30 protein-coding genes are annotated in these 22,759 nt (G+C 67.9%); 15 read left to right on the top strand and 15 right to left on the bottom strand.

All coding sequences use genetic code 11. From position 1 onward, the window contains the following. Positions 1-87: 87 nt before the first annotated feature. From ACWDSJ_RS22890 to ACWDSJ_RS22865, 6 genes are all read left to right on the top strand, one after another. Complete coding sequence (locus tag ACWDSJ_RS22890; protein WP_450034122.1) at positions 88-537, top strand: HIT family protein; 450 nt, start codon at positions 88-90, stop codon at positions 535-537. Further along, positions 534-1,355 (top strand): maleylpyruvate isomerase family mycothiol-dependent enzyme, encoded by an 822-nt coding sequence (locus tag ACWDSJ_RS22885; RefSeq protein ID WP_450034121.1) that lies wholly within the window; start codon positions 534-536, stop codon positions 1,353-1,355. Before ACWDSJ_RS22890 ends, ACWDSJ_RS22885 begins: the two co-directional genes overlap by 4 nt. Next, a complete protein-coding gene (locus tag ACWDSJ_RS22880) occupies positions 1,355-2,002 on the top strand; it encodes a Type 1 glutamine amidotransferase-like domain-containing protein (protein ID WP_450034119.1) in 648 nt (215 codons plus the stop codon). The genes ACWDSJ_RS22885 and ACWDSJ_RS22880 overlap by 1 nt, the downstream gene beginning before the upstream one ends. 119 nt (positions 2,003-2,121) lie before the next feature. Further along, the gene (locus ACWDSJ_RS22875; protein ID WP_450034117.1) at positions 2,122-2,565 is read left to right on the top strand and encodes a hypothetical protein; all 444 of its coding nucleotides are present in this window, start codon (positions 2,122-2,124) and stop codon (positions 2,563-2,565) included. A 90-nt stretch (positions 2,566-2,655) separates the two neighbouring features. After that, complete coding sequence (locus tag ACWDSJ_RS22870) at positions 2,656-3,585, top strand: NADP-dependent oxidoreductase (RefSeq protein WP_450034116.1); 930 nt, start codon at positions 2,656-2,658, stop codon at positions 3,583-3,585. A gap of 95 nt (positions 3,586-3,680) precedes the next feature. Further along, positions 3,681-4,034, top strand: coding sequence for a hypothetical protein (locus ACWDSJ_RS22865; protein ID WP_450034114.1), 354 nt, complete (start codon positions 3,681-3,683; stop codon positions 4,032-4,034). A gap of 128 nt (positions 4,035-4,162) precedes the next feature. Here the strand turns inward: ACWDSJ_RS22865 and ACWDSJ_RS22860 are convergent, their stop codons facing one another. Beyond that, on the bottom strand, positions 4,163-4,849 hold the full coding sequence (locus ACWDSJ_RS22860; RefSeq protein WP_450034112.1) for a DUF3558 family protein: 687 nt from the start codon (positions 4,847-4,849) through the stop codon (positions 4,163-4,165). Between the two features lie 255 nt (positions 4,850-5,104). Here ACWDSJ_RS22860 and ACWDSJ_RS22855 point away from each other — a divergent pair, with 255 nt between their 5' ends. Further along, positions 5,105-5,551, top strand: coding sequence for a hypothetical protein (locus tag ACWDSJ_RS22855; RefSeq protein WP_450034110.1), 447 nt, complete (start codon positions 5,105-5,107; stop codon positions 5,549-5,551). A gap of 60 nt (positions 5,552-5,611) precedes the next feature. Here the strand turns inward: ACWDSJ_RS22855 and ACWDSJ_RS22850 are convergent, their stop codons facing one another. Both ACWDSJ_RS22850 and ACWDSJ_RS22845 read right to left on the bottom strand, forming a co-directional pair. Continuing rightward, entirely contained in the window at positions 5,612-5,752 is a 141-nt protein-coding gene (locus ACWDSJ_RS22850) for a hypothetical protein (protein ID WP_450034109.1), read from the bottom strand. After that, a complete protein-coding gene (locus ACWDSJ_RS22845) occupies positions 5,749-6,273 on the bottom strand; it encodes an ArsI/CadI family heavy metal resistance metalloenzyme (protein WP_450034108.1) in 525 nt (174 codons plus the stop codon). Before ACWDSJ_RS22845 ends, ACWDSJ_RS22850 begins: the two co-directional genes overlap by 4 nt. 100 nt (positions 6,274-6,373) lie before the next feature. Between ACWDSJ_RS22845 and ACWDSJ_RS22840 the strand changes: the two genes are divergently transcribed. Then, positions 6,374-6,733, top strand: a complete 360-nt coding sequence (locus ACWDSJ_RS22840; protein WP_450034107.1) for an Rv2640c family ArsR-like transcriptional regulator — start codon at positions 6,374-6,376, stop codon at positions 6,731-6,733. Between the two features lie 108 nt (positions 6,734-6,841). Here the strand turns inward: ACWDSJ_RS22840 and ACWDSJ_RS22835 are convergent, their stop codons facing one another. Both ACWDSJ_RS22835 and ACWDSJ_RS22830 read right to left on the bottom strand, forming a co-directional pair. Then, positions 6,842-7,807 (bottom strand): hypothetical protein, encoded by a 966-nt coding sequence (locus tag ACWDSJ_RS22835; protein ID WP_450034105.1) that lies wholly within the window; start codon positions 7,805-7,807, stop codon positions 6,842-6,844. Positions 7,808-7,863: 56 nt separating this feature from the next. Next, positions 7,864-9,087 (bottom strand): helix-turn-helix domain-containing protein, encoded by a 1,224-nt coding sequence (locus ACWDSJ_RS22830; RefSeq protein WP_450034104.1) that lies wholly within the window; start codon positions 9,085-9,087, stop codon positions 7,864-7,866. Between the two features lie 23 nt (positions 9,088-9,110). Between ACWDSJ_RS22830 and ACWDSJ_RS22825 the strand changes: the two genes are divergently transcribed. Continuing rightward, positions 9,111-10,196: a helix-turn-helix domain-containing protein gene (locus ACWDSJ_RS22825; RefSeq protein ID WP_450034102.1), complete on the top strand. Its 1,086-nt coding sequence runs from the start codon at positions 9,111-9,113 to the stop codon at positions 10,194-10,196. A gap of 142 nt (positions 10,197-10,338) precedes the next feature. Here ACWDSJ_RS22825 and ACWDSJ_RS22820 read toward each other — a convergent pair whose 3' ends face one another. After that, entirely contained in the window at positions 10,339-10,968 is a 630-nt protein-coding gene (locus ACWDSJ_RS22820; RefSeq protein WP_450034101.1) for a TetR family transcriptional regulator, read from the bottom strand. Between the two features lie 162 nt (positions 10,969-11,130). On the opposite strand from ACWDSJ_RS22820, the gene ACWDSJ_RS22815 reads away from it, so the two are divergent. Continuing rightward, on the top strand, positions 11,131-12,570 hold the full coding sequence (locus ACWDSJ_RS22815) for an MFS transporter (RefSeq protein ID WP_450034198.1): 1,440 nt from the start codon (positions 11,131-11,133) through the stop codon (positions 12,568-12,570). 200 nt (positions 12,571-12,770) lie between these two features. On the opposite strand, the gene ACWDSJ_RS22810 is transcribed toward ACWDSJ_RS22815, so the two are convergent. Together ACWDSJ_RS22810 and ACWDSJ_RS22805 are read right to left on the bottom strand one after the other, a co-directional pair. Next, the gene (locus tag ACWDSJ_RS22810) at positions 12,771-12,947 is read right to left on the bottom strand and encodes a hypothetical protein (protein ID WP_450034100.1); all 177 of its coding nucleotides are present in this window, start codon (positions 12,945-12,947) and stop codon (positions 12,771-12,773) included. A 242-nt stretch (positions 12,948-13,189) separates the two neighbouring features. Next, a complete protein-coding gene (locus ACWDSJ_RS22805) occupies positions 13,190-13,510 on the bottom strand; it encodes a GroES family chaperonin (RefSeq protein WP_387362414.1) in 321 nt (106 codons plus the stop codon). Between the two features lie 89 nt (positions 13,511-13,599). On the opposite strand from ACWDSJ_RS22805, the gene ACWDSJ_RS22800 reads away from it, so the two are divergent. Continuing rightward, a complete protein-coding gene (locus tag ACWDSJ_RS22800) occupies positions 13,600-14,049 on the top strand; it encodes a hypothetical protein (RefSeq protein WP_450034098.1) in 450 nt (149 codons plus the stop codon). Continuing rightward, complete coding sequence (locus tag ACWDSJ_RS22795; RefSeq protein WP_450034097.1) at positions 14,039-14,425, top strand: hypothetical protein; 387 nt, start codon at positions 14,039-14,041, stop codon at positions 14,423-14,425. The genes ACWDSJ_RS22800 and ACWDSJ_RS22795 overlap by 11 nt, the downstream gene beginning before the upstream one ends. A 1-nt stretch (position 14,426) precedes the next feature. Here ACWDSJ_RS22795 and ACWDSJ_RS22790 read toward each other — a convergent pair whose 3' ends face one another. Then, positions 14,427-14,684 (bottom strand): hypothetical protein, encoded by a 258-nt coding sequence (locus ACWDSJ_RS22790; RefSeq protein WP_450034095.1) that lies wholly within the window; start codon positions 14,682-14,684, stop codon positions 14,427-14,429. 172 nt (positions 14,685-14,856) lie between these two features. Here ACWDSJ_RS22790 and ACWDSJ_RS22785 point away from each other — a divergent pair, with 172 nt between their 5' ends. Together ACWDSJ_RS22785 and ACWDSJ_RS22780 are read left to right on the top strand one after the other, a co-directional pair. Beyond that, positions 14,857-16,215, top strand: coding sequence for an FAD-binding oxidoreductase (locus ACWDSJ_RS22785; RefSeq protein WP_450034093.1), 1,359 nt, complete (start codon positions 14,857-14,859; stop codon positions 16,213-16,215). A gap of 37 nt (positions 16,216-16,252) precedes the next feature. Further along, a complete protein-coding gene (locus ACWDSJ_RS22780) occupies positions 16,253-16,543 on the top strand; it encodes a GNAT family N-acetyltransferase (protein ID WP_387362432.1) in 291 nt (96 codons plus the stop codon). Here the strand turns inward: ACWDSJ_RS22780 and ACWDSJ_RS22775 are convergent. The 5 genes from ACWDSJ_RS22775 to ACWDSJ_RS22755 form a co-directional block, all read right to left on the bottom strand. Continuing rightward, positions 16,540-16,848 (bottom strand): hypothetical protein, encoded by a 309-nt coding sequence (locus ACWDSJ_RS22775; protein ID WP_387362434.1) that lies wholly within the window; start codon positions 16,846-16,848, stop codon positions 16,540-16,542. The genes ACWDSJ_RS22780 and ACWDSJ_RS22775 overlap by 4 nt on opposite strands. 223 nt (positions 16,849-17,071) lie before the next feature. Next, complete coding sequence (locus tag ACWDSJ_RS22770; protein WP_387362436.1) at positions 17,072-18,232, bottom strand: acyl-CoA dehydrogenase; 1,161 nt, start codon at positions 18,230-18,232, stop codon at positions 17,072-17,074. Positions 18,233-18,394: 162 nt separating this feature from the next. Further along, entirely contained in the window at positions 18,395-19,042 is a 648-nt protein-coding gene (locus tag ACWDSJ_RS22765; protein ID WP_450034090.1) for a TetR family transcriptional regulator, read from the bottom strand. A 29-nt stretch (positions 19,043-19,071) separates the two neighbouring features. Further along, positions 19,072-19,581, bottom strand: a complete 510-nt coding sequence (purE, locus tag ACWDSJ_RS22760) for a 5-(carboxyamino)imidazole ribonucleotide mutase (RefSeq protein WP_387362440.1) — start codon at positions 19,579-19,581, stop codon at positions 19,072-19,074. Next, on the bottom strand, positions 19,574-20,794 hold the full coding sequence (locus ACWDSJ_RS22755; protein ID WP_387362442.1) for a 5-(carboxyamino)imidazole ribonucleotide synthase: 1,221 nt from the start codon (positions 20,792-20,794) through the stop codon (positions 19,574-19,576). The genes purE and ACWDSJ_RS22755 overlap by 8 nt, the downstream gene beginning before the upstream one ends. Before the next feature lie 64 nt (positions 20,795-20,858). Between ACWDSJ_RS22755 and ACWDSJ_RS22750 the strand changes: the two genes are divergently transcribed. Beyond that, positions 20,859-21,404 carry a GtrA family protein gene (locus ACWDSJ_RS22750; RefSeq protein ID WP_450034088.1) on the top strand — a complete coding sequence of 182 codons (546 nt, stop codon included), beginning with the start codon at positions 20,859-20,861 and terminating at the stop codon, positions 21,402-21,404. Positions 21,405-21,436: 32 nt separating this feature from the next. Here ACWDSJ_RS22750 and ACWDSJ_RS22745 read toward each other — a convergent pair whose 3' ends face one another. Beyond that, positions 21,437-22,753 (bottom strand): sensor histidine kinase, encoded by a 1,317-nt coding sequence (locus ACWDSJ_RS22745; RefSeq protein ID WP_450034086.1) that lies wholly within the window; start codon positions 22,751-22,753, stop codon positions 21,437-21,439. Between the last annotated feature and the right edge of the window lie 6 nt (positions 22,754-22,759).

The following is a 22,759-nucleotide window of genomic DNA, read 5'->3' as shown; positions in this document are numbered from 1 at the left end:
ACGAAGGGTGAGGTTCCACGCATTTGCCCCGAACCGAACATCGTCGGGCACTCCCGATTCCGTCTCGTACGCCGTAATGTCGGCGGGGTGAGTGGCTGCATCTTCTGCCGCATCGTCGCGGGCTCGGCACCGTCCACCCGCGTGTACGAGGACGACACGCTGCTGGCGTTCCTCGACATCCGGCCCATCACCCGCGGCCACACCCTCGTCGTACCCAAGCAGCACGCGACCGATCTGGACGAGCTGGACCACGCGCTGGGCGCCCGCGTCTTCACCCTGGGCCACCGCCTCGCCAAGGCCGTGCGGCGCAGCGACCTGAACGCCGACGGCGCGAATCTCGTGCTCAACGACGGCCGTGCGGCCTTCCAGACCGTCGGCCACGTCCACCTGCACGTGGTGCCCCGAAAGCACGGCGACCGTTGGGGTTTCGCCACGGGCTTCGTGTTGCGGCGACCGCACGACACCGAGAGCACGGCCGCGGCCATCCGCGCCGGGCTGGACCGGCTCGAGACCGAGGAGAGGGAGACCCGCGCATGAGTGGCAGCCTGAATCGCGCCGAGATCGTCGCCGCGCTCTCCGACCAGTGGGACGCGCTGGCCCGTCTGGTCGACGACATCGACGAGAACCGTTGGCGCACACCGTCTCCGCTGCCCGGCTGGACGGTGTTCGACGTGCTGGCGCAAGTGGTCGGCACGGAATCGATGCTGCTGGGCGAGTCGATACCGCGGCCCGACACCGACCTGCGCGCCTTCGCGCATGTGCGCAACGACACCGGGGCGCTGAACGAGGCGTGGCTGGAGTCGCTGCGGCCGTTGTCCGGGGCGGGGCTGCTGGAACGCTTCACCGAGGTCACCGACCGCCGCCGGAAAGCGTTGCGCGACACCGACGACGCGGCCTGGCAGGCCGATATCCAGTCGCCGGTCGGGCTGGTCAGCTACGGCCGGTTCATGCGGGTGCGGTTGTTCGACTGCTGGATGCACGAACTCGACATCGCCGACGCGCTGGGAGTGCGCGTGGACGAGGGCGGTGCGCGGGCCGAGTTCGCGGTGGACGAGATCGAGCCGTTCCTCGGCCGCACGGTGGTCAAGCGGGGTAAGGCGCCGGACGGCGCGCGGGTGAGTTTCGCGCTGACCGGCACGGTCCGGCGCGAGCTGCATGTGCGGGTGGACGGGCGCGCGGAACTCGTTGCGGCGCTGGACCGTCCGGCCGATGTGGTGATCGAGCTGGGCTCGGGGTTGTTCGCGCGGTTGTGCGGCGGGCGGGTGTCCGCGCGCGAGCACGCCGAGGAGATCGCGCTGTCGGGCGATCGGGAGCTCGGGCAGCGGATCGTGGACAATCTGGGTTTCACGATCTGATGCGGCTGTTCCTGTCGAGTTATCGATTCGGGGCGCACTACGACCGGTTCGCGGCGCTGGCCGGTGAGCCGGGGCCGATCGCGTTCGTTCCCAACGCCTGTGACGCGTGGCCCGCGGCGTGGAAGGGTGCGATCACGAGCGACGCGGCGCCCTTGCGGCGGTTGGGGTTTCGGCCCGAGGTGGTCGATCTGCGGGAATATGTCGGTCGCACAGGGGAATTGGAGCGGACGCTGCGACGCTTCCCCGTGCTGTGGGTGCGCGGCGGGAACACCTTCGTGCTGCGCGCTCAATTCGCCCGTAGCGGAGCGGATCTCGTGCTGCCAGCGCTGCTGGGTGAGGACGCGCTCGCCTACGCGGGATACAGCGCGGGGGCGTGTCTGCTCGGGCCGGATCTGCACGGTATCGAGATCGCCGACGATCCGGCGGAGGTCCGTCCGGCGTGCGGTATCGACGTGCTCTGGGACGGTTTGGGTTTGGTCGATCGGCGCATCGTTCCCCATGTCGACTCGCCGGGCACCGATCCCGACGGGCTGTGCACCGAGCTGGCCCGCCGCTTTCGCAGCGAGGGTGTGGCGCATTGGGCGCTGACCGATGACGATGCGGTGGTGGTCGACGGGGATCGGATCGAGGTCCTCAGCGGATCCTGAGGCCGTCCCGAACCTCGATGCGAATCGCCACGGTATGCGCGGTGAAAGGTTCGGCGCGGGAAAGGGTTTAGTGTGCGGCGCTGTCCTGCTTCATTTCGTGCGAAAGGAGCTTCACGACAGTGATCGGCACATTCCGCGCGGCGGGGGTCGCGATGACCGTCGGCGCGGTGCTCTGCGGCCCGGCCGTGAATGCCGGGACGGCGGCGGCGGCCCCCGCCAAGAGCACCACGGTGAGCATCGACCCCATCGGCAAGGCCGATCGCGCCGCGGTCGAGGTCAGCGGGTCCGGCACCTGCAAGGGCGGCGGGATCGATCTGCATGTGGCCGTCAGCCAGGACGGTCTGGAAGGCGGCGTGACCAAGCACAGCCTGTTCCGCTGCGACGGTAAGCCGCACGCGTGGAAGGTTCAGGTCGTGGGGAGTTCGGCCACCCCCTTCGGTGACAGGGGCCCGAGCGAATGGCAGATCGGAAAGACCGCCGGTGCCACCGCCATCCTGTACAAGGCCGAAACGGACGACGTCCGGGCCCGGATCGACACGTCGATCACCATCGAGCGGAAGTAGGCGGCCAACACGCCCTGGGGAACAGCCGAAAGCAGGTCGGCCGTGCCAATGTGGTGATCGAGCCGTAGTCCGACGAGACAGGGGTGCAGGATGCGAGTCGCGATCGCCACCGAACTGACCGGGATCGACAACGTCGAACTGGTGGATCGGCCGGATCCGGCCCCCGGGCCGGGGCAGGTCCTGGTGCGCGTGCACTGCGCGGGCGTCGGGCCGTGGGATGTCGGAATGCTCAGCGGCGGATTCCCGGGGCTGGCCACGCCTTTCGTTCCGGGACAAGAGATTTCGGGCGTGGTCGAAACGGCGGGCGAAGGGACGGATGCCCGCCCCGGTCAGCGCGTCTTCGCGACCACGTTTCCGACCGGCGGCGGCTTCGGCGAACTGGTCCTGGTCGATGCGGCCCGCATGGCGCCCATGCCCGCGAAGGCCGATTTCGCGGAGGCGGCCGCCCTGGTGATCGCCGCCGGAACCGCCCACGAGGGCCTCGTCGATCGGGGCCGCCTGCGACCCGGCCAGACCGTGCTCGTCACCGCCGCGGCGGGCGGCGTGGGCAGTGCCGCGGTGCAGATCGCGGCGGCGCTGGAGGCCCGGGTGCTCGGCGTCGCGAGCCCGCGCAACCACGACTACCTGCGCGGCCTGGGCGCGAGCGACACATTCGACTACCACGATCCCGACTGGGTCCGCCAGGCCCTCGCCGCCTGCCCCGGCGGCGTCGACCTGCTCATGGACTGCGCAGGCGGCGAGACCCGCGACCGGGCCCTCGAGGCCGTGCGCGACAACGGCCGGGCGAGTTTCATTGTCCTCCAGGACGAGGCCCCGCCGCTGCCCCGAGGTATCACGGCCGAATCCTTCGCCGCCCACGTCGACCGCGACCGGCTGCGTGCGCTCGCCGAACTGGTCGACAGCGACCGGCTGCGCCCGCAGATCGAGGCGGTATTGCCCCTGAGCGAGGTTCGGGAGGCGCTGACGCGGGTGGCGGGCAAACATACGCGGGGCAAGATCGTGCTGCGAATCACGGAGTAGGGCAACATATTTCGCACTCTCACCCCATGTAACGTTTCCAGGTGGAAAATCGATGGCCAAGGCACAGTAAAAGAATGTGGGAGATGGGGATTCAGATGAGAAGAACGACCGCAGTCGCCGCCCTCGCCGCCGCCGTAGCGGGCTTCGCCACGGTCCTCGCGGCCGGAACCGCACACGCCGCGCCCGAGGACTGCACGATCACCCGCGACCTGATCGGCGCATCGGCGACCTGCCACGACGACGGCCCCGCCGGGCGGGAGTACGCCCTGATCGTCGAGTGCTGGGGCCTGCACGGCGTCCCGAACGCCTTCCCGCTCATGGCATTCGGCCCGTACCAGGGTTCGTGGAGCGGTTCGTTCGGCCCGTCGGGCCAGGGTTCGGCGTCCTGCCTCGGCCCGACGAGCATCGGGACGACCACCAACGCCTACGTGAAGATCTACCGGGACTGAGTTTTCGGTGGCCATAGGCAAGCGGTTGCGCTGCCTACGGCCAATTCGACGGCAGCGGAGCGAATCTCGCGCCGTCCGCGACGAAGTGCGGTGGGACGGAACGGGTTCGCGCTTCCGTTGCCGAGTGGTCAGTGCAGGTATCCGGCCAGCGCCCCGCTGATCCGCCGCGCGCCGGCGCACGGTTCCTCGGCGTCGGGCTGGAGGTTGCGCGTGACGAACGCGACCACCCCGAACGGGACGACGACGCCGACATAGCAGCCGATCTTGTTCCCGTCCTGCGCCGCCCGGAACTGCGAGGCGGGCCGGCCACCGACCGTCAGCGAACTGAAACCCACGTATTTCCCGCTCGCCTCGAAATCGTCGATCGTCTGCCGGGTCGCCGCGACCGTCAATTCCGTTGCGCCCGAGGCGGATTGCCACCGGCAGTTCTTGTCGTCCACTCCGCCGGAACCGCTCAGTGCCGACCTGGTCTCGGGACGGAAGCCCTGGGCGGCGATATCGGCGGCGGAGATATCGCAGGGATCCCAGAGCGTGACGGGGACCGGACTGCCCGGAACTCCACACGGGGTCGCACCGCATGTGTCGGTGCCGCCCTGTTCGCCGTTCGACTGCCCGGTGCCCGGTTGGGCCGGGTGGGCCGATGTCGGCGACGGCACATCGCTCGAGGTGAACACCGCAGTGCTGGAATGCGTTGCCGCGGTGCTGCCTTCGCTCGGCGCACACGCCGCGGCGAACGCGGTCACCACGACACCCAACGCCACAACCGCGCCAGCGCGCTCCACTTTCCTCGTACCCAACGCCCGCGTGATTCGCACGCTCTCCCCCTCCTGTATTCGCCGACATCTCCGAACATGTTGGCGTGCAATGAACTTGACTGACTCGGTTGGTCCTCGCGACGCCGTACCCGGAGATCACGAACACTCACGTTCTCTGTCGCGGGGGGAGAACTGGGCGTTACATGCGGTTCCGCGAATCGCCGTGTTGCGCAGAGGTAGCGGGCGCATCGCGCACGACACTCTAGTATCGCCCGCGGTCCCAGTTCCTTCCATCCGCAAGGGAGTCCGACAACAGTGACGAATCTTCGGGCCGCGCTGATCATGATGTCGATCGGCGCCGCGCTCTGCGGCCCCGCCCTGGGCGCCGGGGCAGTATCCGCGGCCCCGCCCAAGAAGACCAAGGGAACCCAGGTGAGCGTCGACGCCAAGGCCACGGCGACCCGCAACTTCATCGAAATCTCCGGCTCCGGCACCTGCAAAGCCGGTGGAGTGGACCTCGAAGTGAGGGCCGTACAGGACAAAATGGCCGGACGCGTGAGAAAACACAGCCTGTTCACCTGCGACGGCAAGTCCCACCCCTGGAAGGTTCGCTTCGCGGGCAGCGACGCCAACCCCTACGGCGAAGAGGGCACGGACGAATGGAAGCCGGGCCCGGTCACGGTGAGGGCCGTCCTGTACCGGGCGGAAACGGACGAGGAGAAGGCCGAAATCGAGACGACGGTCACCATCGAGACGAAGTAACGAGCGGCTCGAATTCACCCGTGCTCGTTCATGATTCGGTCCTGGACGACCGCCGGACGCTCATGCGGGTGATGACAGGCCGAGGCCGGTGAGCACGCGTTGTTCGATCTCGTCGCGGAGGGGCCGGATCGCGTCGATGTCTCGGTCGGCGGCGTCGGCGAGGGAGCGGGTGCCGGGGAAGTGGTGGGGCGGGCCGCTCACGACAGGGCTCCGGAGCAGCAGCTCGCGCCCGGCGCGACGGCCTTCGCCTTCGCCGCGCTGCCGCAGCACGCACCCTCGGCGGCGGCTTCGTCGGCGGTGCCGCAGCATGCCCGCCCCGCGTCGGCGTCCGCGAGTTGTGGTGCGGCGCCGAAGGTTTCGCTGTCGGCGAGCACGGTGTAGACCTCCCAGCGCTCGCCGTGCGGGCCGGTGACCCAGACCTTGTCCTGGGTGGCGAAACAACAGGTGGTCGCGATCTGCTCCTCGGTGAACAAACCGGCTTCGGTAAGGCGCGCGATCTCGCCGCGCACCTGCCCGGAGGATTCCACCTCGACACCGAGGTGATCGATGGTGCCGCCTCGGCCGGTGTTCTCCAGCAGCACCAGCTTCAGCGGCGGCTCGGCGATCGCGAAATTGGCGTAACCCGGCCTGCGCTTGGCCGGTTCGGTGTTGAACAGGGTCGAGTAGAAGGCGACGGCCTGGTCGAGATCGTCGACATGGAGAGCGAGCTGGACGCGGGACATGATCAACCTCCGGTTATGAGATATATGTCGAAGAACTCGACCGATCCGAGTCTGCTCCCCTTCTTCGACATAAGTCAATAAGGTGGCTACGCTCGGTCACATGCCCAAGGCGCTACCGGTGATCGACATGTCCGCCCCCGTCTGCTGCCCACCCGTGGCGGCCGGGCCGGTCGGCGACGCCGCCGCGCTGGAAGTGGCGTTGCGGCTCGAGGCAATCGCCGACCCGGCCCGCGTCAAACTCATGTCCCTGCTGTTGACCAGCCCCCACGGCGAGGAGAACAGCGGCGACCTCGCCACCACCGTCGGCCTTTCGGAATCGACCGTCAGCCACCACCTCACCCAACTCCGCAACGCCGGCCTCATCGAATCCGAACGCCGCGGCATGAACACCCTCCACCGCCCCCGCCGCGACGCCCTCACCGCCCTCTGCGTCGTCCTCGACCCCAACTGCTGCCGCTGAACCAGCGCCACGCGCCGCCTCTGCAGCACAGACCGGTAAGGGATCGATGCGAGATTCGGTTACGAATCACCGACGTCGCCACGTGCTGTCGCATACGAGGTGCGAGGGCTATGCCGAAACGACAAGGCGGGCACGCTCATCGAAGTCCGCGACCAGCGGGTGCGGACCGAGCGAGGACATGTGTCGGCGCACCTCGCGCACGGCATCGATCGAACGCGAGGACTTGACCTTGCGGGACAGATCGATCGTTCGGACCCCCGCGACGTACGCCGCCTCGAGGTCGCGGTTCTGGACGTGCGCCACCGCCAATGCCGCATGCGACAAAGCACCCCGCCGCGCGCGATTCTGGTTGCGCGCGTGGGCAATCGATCGGCGCGCGTGCGGTTCGGCATCCTTCGGGAGCCCGAGGTCCCGGAACGCGTTGGCCCACTCTCCGCAGATATAGGCCGTATCGATGAAGCGGGCCCACTCCGGCTCGGTAGCGGGCTCGACTCGTTCGAAACAGCGCTCCGCCTCATGGATGGCGTGCGCGGCCCCCTGCCCGTCGCCGACCGTCGCGAGCGCCCGAGCCTCGAGCGTCCACAGATCGGCCCTACACGCGGACGAACGCCCCCGCCCCAGCCCCTGCCGCCCCGCCTGCGCGAGCCGTCGCCCCTCGTGCGGATGCCCGAGCAGCGTGGCCTGATCCGCCATCCCGGCGAGAACGTGAGCCCCCAGCGCCGCGTCCCCCGACTCCTCGGCCAACCGCAACGCCTGAATGAGATAACGCTGCGCCGCACCGTGCTCCCCGTTGTCGTACGCCATCCAGCCGAGCAGATAGGTCTGCTCGGCGGCGGCACCGGCAAGGGCGCGCCGCACGTCCTCGGTGTAGGTGCGGCGCAGCAGCGGGTAGACGTGCTCGTTCATGTAGGCGGCGAGGACGAGCCGCCCGCTGCCCCCGCCCTGGAAGATGTCCATCTCCTGGAAGTGGGCGAACGCGTTCCGCACGGCGGCGACATCTTCGAGGCGACACTCCCCGGACGGCCGGGAGACGGCGACGAGCGGCACGGCGATGAGAAAGCCCCGTCGCAACATGCTGCCTCCCGTTCGCCGAGCGACCGACCCGCGAGCCCGGTACTACGGTCCTCGTACTAAACCCGTACCGCGACCATGCCCAAATACTCGCGCACTTCCGGCGCACTCGCGTGCGGGCGGACATCCTGGGTGATGCCGTCGAGCGTCGCCCGCAGGCGGGACGAGGTCATACCCGCGATCTGATCGAAGTGGTCGATCAGGATTTGGCAGCCTTCGGCGAGTTCGCCCGCTTGAATGTGATTCTCGGCCAGCTTGATTCGCCAGCCGATGTTCTCCCTCGGCCAATGGGTGGTGCCTTCGACCGCCTCTTGAAGGTAGCCCGTCGCGGTTCGGTGGTCACCGATGCGCATATAGGACCAACCGGTCATACCGGCCAGAGCGGCTGGCGGCAGATACACCCATTCCGGGTCGTGGCCGCGCGTCGATTCGTAGGCGCGATGCGCGCGGCTGATCGCATTCGTCATGGCACTGCCGTCCCCTGCGGTACTGTGGGCGCCCGCTTCGTAGATCGCGGCCCGTGCCCGCAGCCTCGGGCCGCCACCGCCGCGCGCGGAGGTCTGCGCGGCTTCGGCGAGATTGACCGCCTCCCGGGGACGCAACTGCTTCGACGGCTTCGACGGTCCGAACCCACCTTGAAAGCTGATCAGACTGGCATTGAGCAGCGCGTGCGATTCGGCGATGACATTGCCTGCGGCAGAAGCGGTTTGCCGTGCCTTGGCATAGTACTGTCGCGCCCGATCCGGTCGGCCCGCGTCGTAATGCACCCACCCGGCAGCCGTCATCGCCTCGGCGGCGGCGCTGGTCAGGTCCCGGCCGACAGCATCGGTATAGGTCCCGTGGTCCAGCAACTGTTCGACGAAGCGGACGTGACTCGCGGCCACGCGGCACAGTCTGTCCCCGCCGACGAGCATATCGAGTTCATGAATTTCGTTGCTACTGGCGACTATCTCAGCTACATCGGTGCTTCCGAGGTGAATACCGTCCATCGACGTTGCCGTTCCCGCCCCCGCCGCGACGGCGGCGCCGGTACCAAAGGCGCTGGCTCGTAGGAAATTTCGACGGTTCACATCCGCCTCCTCGTTCGACTCCACTACCAGTATGGCAAGTGGGACGTCGAGCGCCTTGGCGATACGGCGGAGCACCCTTATGTCGTTGATGGCGCCCCCGTCGTGTTCGAGCTGCGAGATCACCGGCTGGGAGTAGCCCAGGATGGCGCCCAGCTCGGTTTGGGTCATCCCGAGCGACATGCGGATCCGCCGGATGACCTCACCTGTGGTCATATGCATACTGCCCCCGCTTCCTGATGAACGTGCTGCTGCAAGATCGGTCCGAGCGTTCGATCCATGTTGTCAGGCAACGACTTTCACCCGTGGGGACACGGTATACCATTCTCCGAATATCGCAGGTGTTTCGCCTATTTGCGCCGGTCGGCCCCTGGTGTGCGGCATACGGTCGGTCCCCGACGGGATCCACTCACACGAAAGCGGGTATCGAAATGGTCGCGGAAGGTTCGACGATCGCGCGCCGGGCGTTGGGGCGGCAGTTGGAGAAATTGCGCAAGAAGGCGGATCTGAGCCAGAACCGGGCGGCGAAGATTCTGGGTATTTCGCCGCAGACGATGGCGCGGCTCGAGGACGGGCTTTCACTGCCGTCCACGAACGATTTGTACATGAACGCCCTGTGCGATCATTACGGCGTCTCCGACGAAAGGCGGCGCACGATTCTCGCCATGGCCCGGGAGGCGCGGATTTCGGCGAAGAACGGGGGCGGCTGGTGGCGGCCCCATATCGACCGTCCCGCAATCGATTTCGAGCCGCGCGCGTTTCTCGATCACGCGGCCGTCCGCTTGACGGCCTGGCAGCTCATCCTCCTGCCCGAAATCGTGCAGATCCCGGACTACCGCCGCGCGGTCGCCTGGACCAAGTGGCCCCACCTGCCCACCGACGAGATCGACAAGCGCATCGAGCAGGTCGCGGCTCGGCAACGCCGACTGGACGATTCGAATTTCACCGTCGAAATTCACCTGTCCGAAGCGGCCGTTCGGGAGCAATGGGGTGGTCCGTCCGTCATGGCCGAGCAACGCCGCTTGCTGGTCGATATCGGCCAGCGCCCGAACGTCTCGATCCGGGTCGTACCGTTCGATACGCGCGGCCATCTCGGGGCGCTGGTCGGCTCCTTCTCCCTGCTCGAATTCCCGCTGCTGCCGCACACCCGCTTCGCGGAGCGCCCGATCGTCCACGTCGAGGAATACACCGGCGATCTCTACCTCGAACGCTTCGCCGAGGTCGAACGCTACAAGGCGGCGATCGGCGAGCTGCGCCGGGTGGCTTTGAGCGAAAGCGACTCCAGCGCACGCATTCTGGCGATATCGGACGAATACGAGGACTGATCATTCCTGTCATCGATCTCGAATCGATTCGGTGCACGGGTGTGCGGTAGCGGCGGTTCGCCGGGCTCGGGGTAGTGCTGCCGGGCTCGGTCCGCTCGCCACGCACCCGCCGGAATCGCCCGGATTCGAAATCCGCCGGGAATCAGGTGCGCACCGCAGACGGACGGGATTCGATGCCCGGGTCGGCCTCGTCGCCCCCCGGCGCGACCATCCGTCGCACCGCGTCCTTCACCCACTCCCGCATCGACTCCGGTTCGAAGCCCTCCCCGAACAGGAACCGCTGCATCTGCGGCACCGCGCGCGGGTAGTTGATCATGCTCAGCATCAGCAGCAGGACAGCGGCGGGCGGCATGTCGGCGCGAATCAGGTTGCGGGACTGGGCATCTGCGACCTTGGCCTGTTTGGCGGCGTAGCGGCCGATGCGGGCCTCGCCGCCGGACGCGCCGTCCGCGCCCAGTTCCAGTGCCTCCCAGAGCATCAGGCGCAGAAATTCGGGGTGGTCGCGGTGGTAGTCGATGTGCTGGTCGACCCAGTGGTCGACGTCGTCGATGTCGATGGTCACCGCGGCGGCGGCGTCGACCATGGCGCGCTCGAGGACCTGGTGGAACAGCTGCTCCTTGTCGCCGAAGTAGGCGTAGATCAGCTGCTTGTTGGCCTGGGCGCTGCGGGCGATGCGGTCGACGCGGGCACCGGCGATCCCGTAGGCGGCGAACTCCCGGGTGGCCGCGGCGAAGATGCGGGCCTTGGTCGCCTCGGGGTCTCTGGGTGCCATGGGTCGATAGTAACCAACTAATTGGTTGACAAGGTGGGGGTCGGGTGGGAATAGTGACAACCAACCGGTTAGTTACAGCTCTTGTGCGGTCACCACCGCACATCCGTCCGGCGCAACGGCGCGTCGTTCACCGTCCCACGATTCTCGGAGCTTGCCGTGTCCATGCTCGAAACTCGTTCCGTCCCAACGATTTCACTCGAACCCGATGCGTTTCCCACGCGCTGGCGGGTACTGCCGGTCGTGCTCAGCGCCATGTTCATGGCGATGTTCGACTGGTTCGTGGTCAATGTCGCGGCCTCGTCGTTGCAACACGACCTGCACGCCGGGGAGGCGGCGCTGGAACTGATCGTCGGCGGCTACGGGTTCGCCTACGCTTCGGGACTGATCACCGGCGGCCGACTGGGTGACCTGCACGGGCACCGACGTCTGTTCGTCATCGGGATGCTCGCCTTCACGGTGGCGTCCCTGCTGTGCGGGCTCGCGCCGAACGCCTGGGCGCTGGTCGCGTTCCGCGTGCTCCAGGGCGCGACGGCGGCGCTGATGGTGCCGCAGATGCTCGCCCTCATCAACACCATGTTCCCGGTACGGGAGCGAGCACGGGCCATGGCAGCCTTCGGTGCGACCATCGGCATCGGCGCGGTGTCCGGTCAGGTGCTGGGCGGGGTGCTGCTGGACCTGGATCTGTTCGGGTGGGGGTGGCGGACCATCTTCTACATCAATGTGCCGATCGGATTGGCCGCCGCGGCGCTGGCGGCGCGCTGGTTGCCGACGCACGAGGCCGGGCGGCGACCGCGACTGGATCCCATTGGCGCGCTGGGCATCTCGGCCGCGCTGGCGTTGCTGTTGGTGCCGATCACGCTGGGGCGGCCGGAGGGCTGGCCGGTGTGGACGTGGATCTCGATGCTCGCCTCGGTGCCGGTGCTGGTGCTCACGCTGCGGTACGAGAACCGGCTGGCGCGGCGGGGCGGTGAGCCCGTGCTCGATACGGGGATGGTACGGGAACGCGGGTTCAGCCTCGGACTGGTCATCGCCGGGGGTTATCTGACGTTCTTCGCCGGATTCATGCTGTGCCTGACGCTGATGTTGCAGAACGGCCTCGGATTGTCGCCGCTGCGTGCGGGTTTGGCGTTCGCTCCGCTGGGAGTGTGCTTCGCGGCGAGTTCATTCTTCCTCGCACCGCGGGTGGCCAACCGGATTGGGAACCGGGTGATGGTCGTCGGAACGTTGACCAGCCTGACGGGCCTGCTCATCACCCTCGGCGTGCTGGCCTTCGCAGGCCCGCAGGTCGCCGTGCTCGCCCTCGTCCCCGGCATGATGATCGTCGGCACGGGCAACGGGCTGACCATCCCGTCGGTCGTCGGCGCGGTGCTGTCCTCGGGCATTCCGCCCCAGCAGGCCGGTATGGCCGCGGGCGTCCTCACGACCTCCCAGCAGTTCGGAAACGCTATCGGCGCAACGGTTCTCGGGGTGATCTTCTTCTCGGCACTGGGCTCGAGTGCGAATTACATCCGGGCGATGGAGGCTGCGGCTTTGGGTGGGATTGTGGTCCTGGCAGTGGTCCTCGCCGCGGCCTTGTCCCTCCCCCGCACAGCAGCTGCCTAACCCGACCGCACCGCCACCACCCCACCTACCACTCGCCGACGCAACACAGCCGCACCCTTTGTTCGGATCCACACCCTTTGTAGAGCTATACAAAGGGTGCGGATTCGAATAAGGAGTGCGGCTGTGTTGCCGAGGTTGGGGATGAAGGGCGGTGTAGCGCGGCGGGGCCTGGACAGCCGAGGCCCCGCCGCGGCCTACGGTTACGACCGTTCGTCGTAGGAGGCGTCGATCTCCTCTTCGGAGGCCGGGGCGACGTTGAGGGCCGCGGCGACTCGGCTGAGGGTGATCTCCAGCCCTACCACGTTCCGATCGGTTCGATAGATGGCCTCCCCGTAACCGTCGTCGAGTTCACCGACTCTGGCTGCCAGTCGGCTCATGCTCTCCTCCAACATCTCGACGCGCCGTTCGATCGTCTGCCTTGCCATGCTTCCCCCAATCATGTTGAGGCCCCGACAAACTGGGCCGATACGAAGCCCCCAGCGTACCCCCAAGACCCGGTCCCCCAGGTACTCCAACACAGCCGCACCCTTTGTTCGGATCCGCACCCCTTGTAGAGCTATGTAGAGGGTGCGGATACGAATAAAGGGTGCGGCTGTACTGCTGTACCTGGGGGTGGTGGTCAGAGGTAGAGGCCGGTGCCGTGTTCTATGCGTTCGTTGGCTACGGCGTGGAGGTCGCGTTCGCGGAGGACCAGGTAGGCGTGGCCTTGGACTTCTACCTCGTATTGGTCGTCGGCGCTGAAGAGGACTCGGTCGCCTACGCTGACCGCGCGGACATGGGAGCCTACGCCGCAGACCTCGCCCCAGGAGAGGCGCTTGGCGACTTGGGCGTTGGCCGGGATGAGGATGCCGCCGCTGCTGCGCCGTTCACCGGATTCCTGGGACACGCGCACCATGACCCGGTCGTGCAACATCTGGATCTCTAGCTTGGCATCGGACACCCGCGGCAGTTTACCTTGGCCGGGAAAGTGCGCTGCGTGCCCGGGAAAACCGCGACTCGGGACCGTCGAGGACCGAGGTCGGGCACCTGATGGCCAAGTTCCGTCGTCCCCACCGGAACACACAGTTCCGCGATCACGAAGCGGTTCTGTTCCGTCGTCACCAAACCAAACCCATACCACCGCACGACAGCGCCGATGCGCGAACCGTGTCGGTGGTACCCCTTACCGTCTCGCGTGTGTCAGTGAATATCGGTGTCTACTTCTCGGTTCGAGAGTTGCGGGACGAGCGGGAGCGGGCGGGGGTGGCGGCCTTGCTCGATGATGTGCTCGAGAGTGAGCGGCTGGGAAGCGAGGTGTTCCTCACGTTCGGCGAGGAGGGCGGAAGTTTGTGTGTGACAGCGGATTCGGATCGGCCGGTGATCTTCAGTGGGTTCTATCGCTGGCGGGGTCCGTTCGAGGAGATGGTGAGCAGCCGGGTGACCGGTCTCGTACCGCATGCGAAGCTCGTCTTCGATTGGGAGTACGTCGATGAGGACTGACAACACCACCGGTCCTCGGGACGATGTTCTTCCCGCCGAGGCGCCGAAGGCGTACTACGGCTTGGAGGTGAATGTCGGTGCGCGGCAGTTCAGCACCCTCACCCGCGAGCATCTGGGCTACTGGCTCACCAAGCTGCGCTTCGTGGCGGGAGGTCCGTTCATGACCGTCGCGCGAACCGGGCAGCCGGGATTCATCCAGACCTATCGCAACGACGCGAACGACTACTCGCTGGAGGTGCACACCGGCGCCGACGACGGCCGGTACCTGGTGACCACGGTCGGCGATCTCGACCTCGTCGCTCAATTGATCTGGGATTGGCTGGCCGAGGACCGGACTCGGATCGACGGAATCGACTGGGAGCGTTGCGCTTTGTAGGTCACGAGATCAGGCGAGCCGGGAAATCCTCATCCCACACGCTCAGCCAGCGATGGCGCGTGATGTCGTCCGCGCGGACGAGCAGGGTCTCGACCAGGGCCTTGGGATGCTCGCGCCAATGTTGTTGTGCCGCTTCGACGAGTGCGCGGCCGAACAGGCCGGAGCGATCCACCGTATCGACCCAATAGTCGATCGTGCCCGCGTGGATGCGGGCGAGGGTGGCGTGGTCGAGGGGCTCGTCGGTGAACAGCGAGGCCACCAGGTCACGGAAATCGGGCGAATCCAAGCGCATGGACATGCTTCCTCGAGGTCGTCGGGGCGCCGCCGCTCGCCCGACTCGAGGCGGCTGGCCTTCGAGAAGTCTGACGCTTTCGCCGTACCGACGCCAACCCGAGGCCCGGGAAGCGGCCGCGACCACGTACTTTCGATGTGTGGACGTGCATACGCTTGCCAGCCAACTGCCCGACGGGACCGTCGTCACCGACGTGGACATCCTCGCGGGATATCGGCAGGACCGGGCGCTGGACCCCGATGCGGGGACGCCGCTGGCGCTGGTCCGACCGAGCACCACCGCGCAGATCGCCACGGTGCTGAAATGGGCGCACGAGAACCGGGTCCCGGTGGTGCCGCGCGGCGCGGGCACCGGGCTGTCGGGCGGGGCGACCGCGCAGGACGGGGCGCTGCTGTTGAGTACGGAGCGGATGCGGGAGATCGCCGTGGATCCGGTGACCCGGACGGCCGTGGTGCAACCGGGGTTGCTCAACGCGGAGGTCAAGCGGGCCGTCGCGGCGCACGGGCTGTGGTATCCGCCGGATCCCTCGTCGTTCGAGATCTGCTCGATCGGCGGGAACGCCGCCACCAACGCGGGCGGGCTGTGCTGCGTGAAGTACGGGGTGACAACGGATTACGTACTGGGCATGGAGGTGGTACTGGCCGACGGCACCGTGGTGCGGCTGGGCGGGCCGCGGCTGAAGGACAGCGCGGGGCTGTCGCTGACCAAGCTGTTCGTGGGCAGTGAGGGGACGCTCGGGGTCATCACCGAACTCACCCTGCGCCTGCTGCCCGCGCAACCGCCCCAAAGTACCGTCGTGGCAACGTTTTCCACACTGACGGCCGCCACCGACGCCATCCTCGAGATCACCGGCCGGCTGCGGCCCTCGATGCTCGAGTTCATGGATTCCGTCGCGGTCAACGCCGTGGAGGACGAGCTGCGCATGGGTCTGGACCGGGAGGCCGCCGCCATGCTCGTGGCCCGATCCGACGCACCGGGCGAATTCGCCGCCCGCGAGGCCGAGATCATCGTGGCCGCGTGCGAAAAGGCCGGGGCGCACGAGGTTTTCAGCACCGAGGACCCCGAGGAGGGCGAGGCGTTCTGCGCCGCGCGGCGGTTCGCCATCCCGGCCGTGGAGCGGCGGGGGCCGCTGCTGCTCGAGGACGTCGGGGTGCCGCTGCCGCGGTTGGGGGAACTGGTCAAGGGCGTCGCCGAGATCGCGCGCCGGCGCGACGTGCTGATCTCGGTGATCGCGCACGCGGGCGACGGCAACACCCACCCGCTGATCGTGCACGACCCCGCCGATCCGGACGAGACCGCGCGGGCGCATCGGGCCTTCGGCGAGATCATGGATCTGGCCATCGCGCTGGGCGGCACCATCACCGGCGAACACGGCGTCGGCCGGCTCAAGAAGGCGTGGCTGCCCGATCAGGTCGGGCCCGAGGTGATGGACCTGACGCGCCGTATCAAAACCGCACTCGACCCGCACGGCATACTCAACCCCGGAGCGGTGTTGTAAGCGGTACAACGGACCGAAGGCAGGAGTTCCAGCGATCATGACCCCCAGGCTCGAGCACAACGCCGAGGCCACCCGATACGAGATCTACCTCGACGACACCCTGGCCGGGTACGCCGACTACAGCGACCGCGAGGTGGGCGAGAAGACGGTGCGCGATTTCCAGCACACGCTGACCTTCCCCGAATTCCGGGGTCGCGGCGTGGCCGCGCAGGTCGTCGAATTCGGATTGCGCGACACCCGCGAGGCCGGACTGTCGGTCGTACCGACTTGCTGGTATGTCGAGAAGTTCATCGAGGAACACCGCGAATACGCGGATCTGATGGCCTAATTGCGCCGCCGCCACACCAGGAACTGACGATCCTGGACCGTGCACATCGCCTCGACCACTTTGTCGTTGTCGAAACCCGGCAGCTGCTGCAGGCGCGCGAGGAAGTGCGGATCGGCCGCGGAATGCGGAACGACACAGCCGTTTCCCCGCGCGCCGATCAGCACGAAGAACACATCATCGGCGAAGGGCCCGTCGGCGGTCGTGATGATCCGCACCTCCGAAAGCTCTTGCCACAAGACCTCTTCGACACGCCCGTTGTCCAACGTGCGCCGGACGAACCTGTCGTTGATCTCGACTCCGGCCATGCATCAATAGTGCTCCGCTCGAGCGCCGACGGATAGTCCCGAATTCGCCAAATTGCGACTGAATGTGCAGATGCAAGAACGGTTTTCGTGATTCACGCGTCCCCGGCGCGAGGCGGCGGGCGTGCTCACGCAAGCTGGCTGGCCGGAATCTCCCGTGCGGCGAATGCCGGTGCGCCGGAAGGGCAGACCCCTACGAACGGGGCCTGCCTCTCGGCGGGTGTCGTCAGCCCTTGAGCAGCGCGCGCGACATGACCACGCGCTGAATCTGATTCGTGCCCTCGTAGATCTGGGTGATCTTGGCGTCGCGCATCATGCGCTCGACCGGGAAGTCGGTGGTGTAGCCCGCGCCGCCGAACAGCTGGACGGCGTTGGTGGTGACCTCCATGGCGACGTCGGAGGCGAAGCACTTGGCGGCGGCGGAGATGAAGCCGAGGTTCTTCTCGCCGCGCTCGGCGCGGGCGGCCGAGGTGTAGACCATCAGGCGGGCGGCCTCGACCTTCATCGCCATGTCGGCGAGCATGAACTGGGTGTTCTGGAAGTCGGCGATGGCCTTGCCGAACTGCTTGCGGTCCTTGGTGTAGGCGATCGCGGCGTCGAGCGCGCCCTGGGCCAGTCCGACGGCCTGCGCGCCGATGGTCGGGCGGGTGTGGTCGAGGGTCTCGAGGGCGGTCTTGAAGCCGGTGCCCTCCGCGCCGATGATGCGGTCGCCGGGGATGCGGCAGTTCTCGAAGTAGAGCTCCGCGGTGGGCGAACCCTTGATGCCGAGTTTGTGCTCGAGCGGGCCGACGACGAAGCCCTCGTCGTCGGAGTGGACCATGAACGCGGAGATGCCGTTGGCGCCCTTGTCGGGATCGGTCACGGCCATGACGGTGTACCAGGTCGACGCGCCGCCATTGGTGATCCAGCACTTGGAGCCGTTGATGACCCAGTCGTCGCCGTCGCGGCGGGCACGGGTGCGCATGCTCGCGGCGTCGGAACCGGCCTCGCGCTCGGACAGACAGTAGGAGGCCATCTTGCCGTCGACGATGTCGGGCAGCACCTTCTGCTTGAGCTCCTCCGAGCCCTTGAGGATCAGGCCCATCGTGCCGAGCTTGTTGACGGCCGGGATGAGCGAGGACGAACCGCACACGCGGGCGACCTCCTCGATCACGATGCAGGTCGCCACCGAATCCGCACCCTGCCCGTTGTACGCCTCGGGTACGTGAACGGCATTGAAGCCCGCGGCGTTCAGCGCGTCGAGCGCCTCCTGGGGGAAGCGGGCCTTCTCGTCGACGTCCTTGGCGTGCGGGGCGATCTCCTTCTCGGCCAGGCCGCGGATGGCCTCGCGCAGCTCGTGATGGACGTCGTCCAGTTTGAACAGATCGAAATCGGGGTTGCCCGCCATGGGTTGCACTCCTGGTCGTCGGGTGTGTTGCTCGCCTGGTCCGCGAATCTCCGGCATGTCGGCACTCAGTGCCATCCAACCTCCAGTATACGCGGCGGTACTGCCAGCACATGCAGGTTCCTGCCCTGGCACTGAGTGTCACTCAGGTGAATGTGGTGCTGATCACAGATTACCGAGTCGGTGCGCGAGCAGGTCGGCGATCCGACCGGGCGGCATGTCCCGGGGGAAGACCGCCACGACGAGTTCGCCCGCGCTCTCCCGGCCCAGCCGCGGAATCGCCGCGAGCGCGGCCCGCAGGTCTCCCGCACTCGCCTCGGACCGGCCCCGCACCATGCGGCGCAACAGATAGTTGTGGGTCGCGGTCACGGCCGCGGTGAACTGGATCAACGCCAGATCGTCGACGCCCGCGACGCGCGACCGCAGATAGTCGGTGAACAACCGCTCGTAGCGGAACACGGTGACGATCTCCCGATCCCGCAGCGCCGCCACCTGCCGCACCACCCGGTACCGCCGCGCCGCCAATTCCCGTGTCTGCGAGAACCTTTCGAACACCCCCACCACCGCCTCGCACACGGCGTCCCACGGATCCCCCGTCGCCGCCCCCAGAAACGCCTCGGCCTGCGCCAATTGCGCCTCGTGATCGGCGAAGACCACATCCTCCTTCGACCGGAACTGCCGGAAGAACGTCCGCCGCGAGATCCCCGCCGCCTCCGCGATCTCGTCCACGGTCGTCGCCTCGTACCCCTTCTCGGCGAACAACCGCAGGGCGTGGTCGACGACCGTCAACTTGAAGCGCGAGGTCTCGTCCATGGCACCACCGTAATCCGGCACCGCCGGGCTCACCCCAGGAGCCGCTGACGCAGGGCGTCGTCCTTCCGCAGGACCAGAGCCTCCAGGTCGGACTGGAATCGCTCCATGCGGGAACGCAATTCGGGGTCGGCGGTGGCGAGGATGCGGGCGGCCAGCAGGCCCGCGTTGCGGGCGCCGCCGATGGAGACCGTCGCCACCGGGACGCCCGCGGGCATCTGGACGATGGACAGCAGCGAGTCCATGCCGTCGAGGTATTTCAGGGGGACGGGGACGCCGATGACGGGGAGGGGGGTGGCGGCGGCGACCATGCCGGGCAGGTGGGCGGCGCCGCCCGCGCCCGCGATGATGACCTTCAGGCCGCGGGCGGCGGCGTCGCGGGCGTAGTCGAGCATGCGCTGGGGGGTGCGGTGGGCGGAGACGACGCCGACCTCGAAGCGAATACCGAACTCCGCCAAGGCTTCCGCGGCGGCTTCCATGGTGGGCCAATCGGAGTCGCTGCCCATGATGAGGCCGACCTGGGGGGTGGTGGTGTCAGGCATGGGGGTCCCATCCGTCGGTCCAGATCGCGTGCGACATCCAGTGCGCCGCGCGCTCGGCTTGTTCGCGGACCTCGGCGACGTTCTCGCCGAGGATGTTGACGTGCCCGATCTTGCGCTTGGGGCGTTCGCCCTTGCCGTAGAGGTGCACGCGGGCGTGCGGCATGCGCGCGAACAGGTGGTGCAGGCGTTCGTCCATGGACATCGCGGGAGCCTCGGGGGCGCCGAGGATATTGGCCATGACCGTCACCGGGGCCAGCGGGCTGGTGTCACCGAGGGGATAGTCCAGTACTGCTCGCAGATGCTGTTCGAACTGGCCGGTGACCGCGCCGTCCATGCCCCAGTGCCCGGAGTTGTGCGGGCGCATGGCCAATTCGTTGACCAGCAGCGTGCCGTCGTGGGTCTCGAACAGCTCCACGGCCATCGCGCCGGTGACGCCGAGTTCCCGCGCCAGGCGCAGGGCGAGTTCGGTCGCCTCGGTCGCGCGTTCGGCGGGCAGGTCGGGGGCGGGGGCGATGACCACCGCGCACTGACCCTCCCGCTGCACCGTCTCGACCACCGGCCACGCCGCGGCCTGGCCGAACGGGGAACGCGCCACCATCGCCGACAGCTCGCGCTTCAGGTCGACCCGCTGTTCGGCCAGCAGCACCACGTTCGCGGCGAGTTGCTCGGCGACGATCGACTCGGCCTCGGCCCGGTCGTCGATCATCCACACGCCGCGCCCGTCGTAGCCGCCTCGCACCGCCTTGAGCACGAACGGCCAGCCGTGCTCGTCGCCGAAAGCGATTGCGTCGGAAGCGGATTCGACCGCGGTGAAGGGCGGCACCGGCACGCCGAGGTCGGCGAGTTTGCGGCGCATGGCCAGTTTGTCCTGGGCGTAGACCAGCGCGCCCGGCGGGGGCTGCACGTTCACGCCCTCGGCGACCAGCGCCTCGAGGTGCTCGGTCGGCACGTGCTCGTGGTCGAAGGTCAGCGCGTGCGAGCCGACCGCGGCCTTGCGCAGCGCGGACAGATCGGTGTGCGAGCCGAGGACGACCTCGGGGGTCACCTGTGCGGCCGGATCGTCGGGGCGCTCGGCCAGCACCCGCAGTCGCTGTCCCAGCGCCACGGCGGCCTGATGGGTCATGCGCGCCAGCTGGCCGCCACCGATCATGGTGACGGTCGGCATGCCCGACTTGTCGAAGAAACGGGTGGTCACGGCCCACCATGTTGTCATGCCGACGACCGGGGCGACGCGTGCGGGTTGGTTGCCGCGAGAACGAGGGACGTAGACTCGCCCCGTGTCATTCGTCGACGACGCGGTCAACGTCCTGCCCAGCACGTTCCGGGACTTCGCGTATCGCCATCGGGAACTGATCAAGTTCGCGATCGTGGGCGCGACCACTTTCGTCATCGACAGCGGCATCTTCTATCTCCTGAAATTGACCGTGCTGTCGCCCAAACCGATCACGGCCAAGATCATTTCCGGGGTGATCGCGGTCATCGCGTCCTACATCCTGAATCGGGAATGGTCGTTCAAGGGCCGCGGCGGACGCGAACGCCATCACGAGGCGCTGCTGTTCTTCGTGGTGAGCGGCGTGGGCGTGCTGCTGTCGAACGTTCCGTTGTGGATTTCGCGCTACGTCTTCCACCTCCACGTCCCCGATGTCAGCCTCGCCGTCGAGAACATCGCCGACTTCTTCAGCGCGTTCCTGATCGGCAATCTCCTCCAGATGGTCTTCCGTTTCTGGGCGATGCGGCGCTGGGTCTTCCCCGACGAAATAGATTCCCTCGTCGAGGAATTCGAGGAACTCTACGAAGAGGAAGAACAGCTCGGGCACAGCTAGCCGTGCCTCGCCGTGGTCGACGAGCGGAGCGCTCAGCGCGGCTCGCCCGCGATCGTCGTCGACAGATTCGAGCGCGCCGGCGAGGAGTGACCGAGGAAGACCGCGAACAAGGCCGGGCGGCGACGCTGAAGTTCGAGGCGACCCCCGTCGGCCTCGATGAGTGCGCGAGCGAGCGCGAGGCCGACGCCCGTCGACCCCGCGCCGGAGAAACCACGGTCGAAGATGTGCGGGGCCAGATCGTCGCTGACGCCCTCGCCCTCGTCGGCGATCTCCACGGCCACCAGCGGTTCGCGATCGGGGCCGCCGTAGACCGTGCGGACCGAGATCGTGCAGTCGCCGCCGCCGTGCATGAGGGCGTTGTCGACCAGCACCGCGACCGCCTCGCGCAGGCGGGAACCGCTCACGGGGGCGCGCAGACTCGGGTCACCGGACAGGATCAGGCGGCGGCCCGCCTCGGCGAACGGATGCCGCCACTCGGTGACCACGCCGCGCAGTTCGTCGATGACACGCACCGGGTCGCGGTCGGCGGCGTTCTCGTCGCGGGACGCGCGGACCAGTTCGTCGATGGCCGCGGTGAGGCGGTCGACTTGGGCCATGGCCTCCTCGGCCTCGTGCACGACGGCCGGATCGGCGTGCTCGGACAGCTCGTCCAGCCGTAGCCGCACCGCGGTGAGCCGGCTGCGCAGCTGATGGGAGACGTCGGCCACCAGGGCGTGCTCGCGTTGCAGCCGTCCCGCGATCTCGACCGCGGCCGAGTCCAGCACATCGGAGACGCGGTCGAGTTCGGTGACGCCGTGCCGGGTGGGGTCGAGCCGGAAGTCCCCGGTCGCCAGCCGGGCCGCGCGGGCGGCTACATCGCGCAGCGGATCGGCGACCCGGCGCGCGGTCACCACCGCGACCGCCGCGCCCGCGGCCAGCGAGGCCACCGCCACCAGGCCGACCGCGCCGACGGCCTGACGCTGCATGGCGTGCATGGGCCCGGCCGGAACCTCGAGCCGCAGCGACCCCGAGGTGCCCATCGCCAGCGACTCGATCACCGGATCGTCCACGTGTGACGTCCCGGCGTCCACGCGCAGCGCCGCGTCCTCGGGGGTGGGGTAGATGATCGTGAGCCGCCCGCCCGGCGGGATCAGCGGGCGCACCGAGCGCAGGTCGAGGGTGCCGTGCACCATGCCGTCGTCGCGCTCCTGCGACACGATCTCCACCGACATGCGATCCAGCCTGGCGCGCAGGTCGTTTCGCGTGATGTCGGCGACCCACTGCCAGGCCGTGTAGGCCAGCGGGATGCCCAGCACCACCGTGGTGAAGGTGAGTGCGGCCAGCATCGACAGCAATATGCGTCGTCGCATCGGCCG

The organism is Nocardia sp. NPDC003482 (genome assembly GCF_053588115.1).
This window is presented reverse-complemented; position numbering and strand designations above follow the sequence as displayed.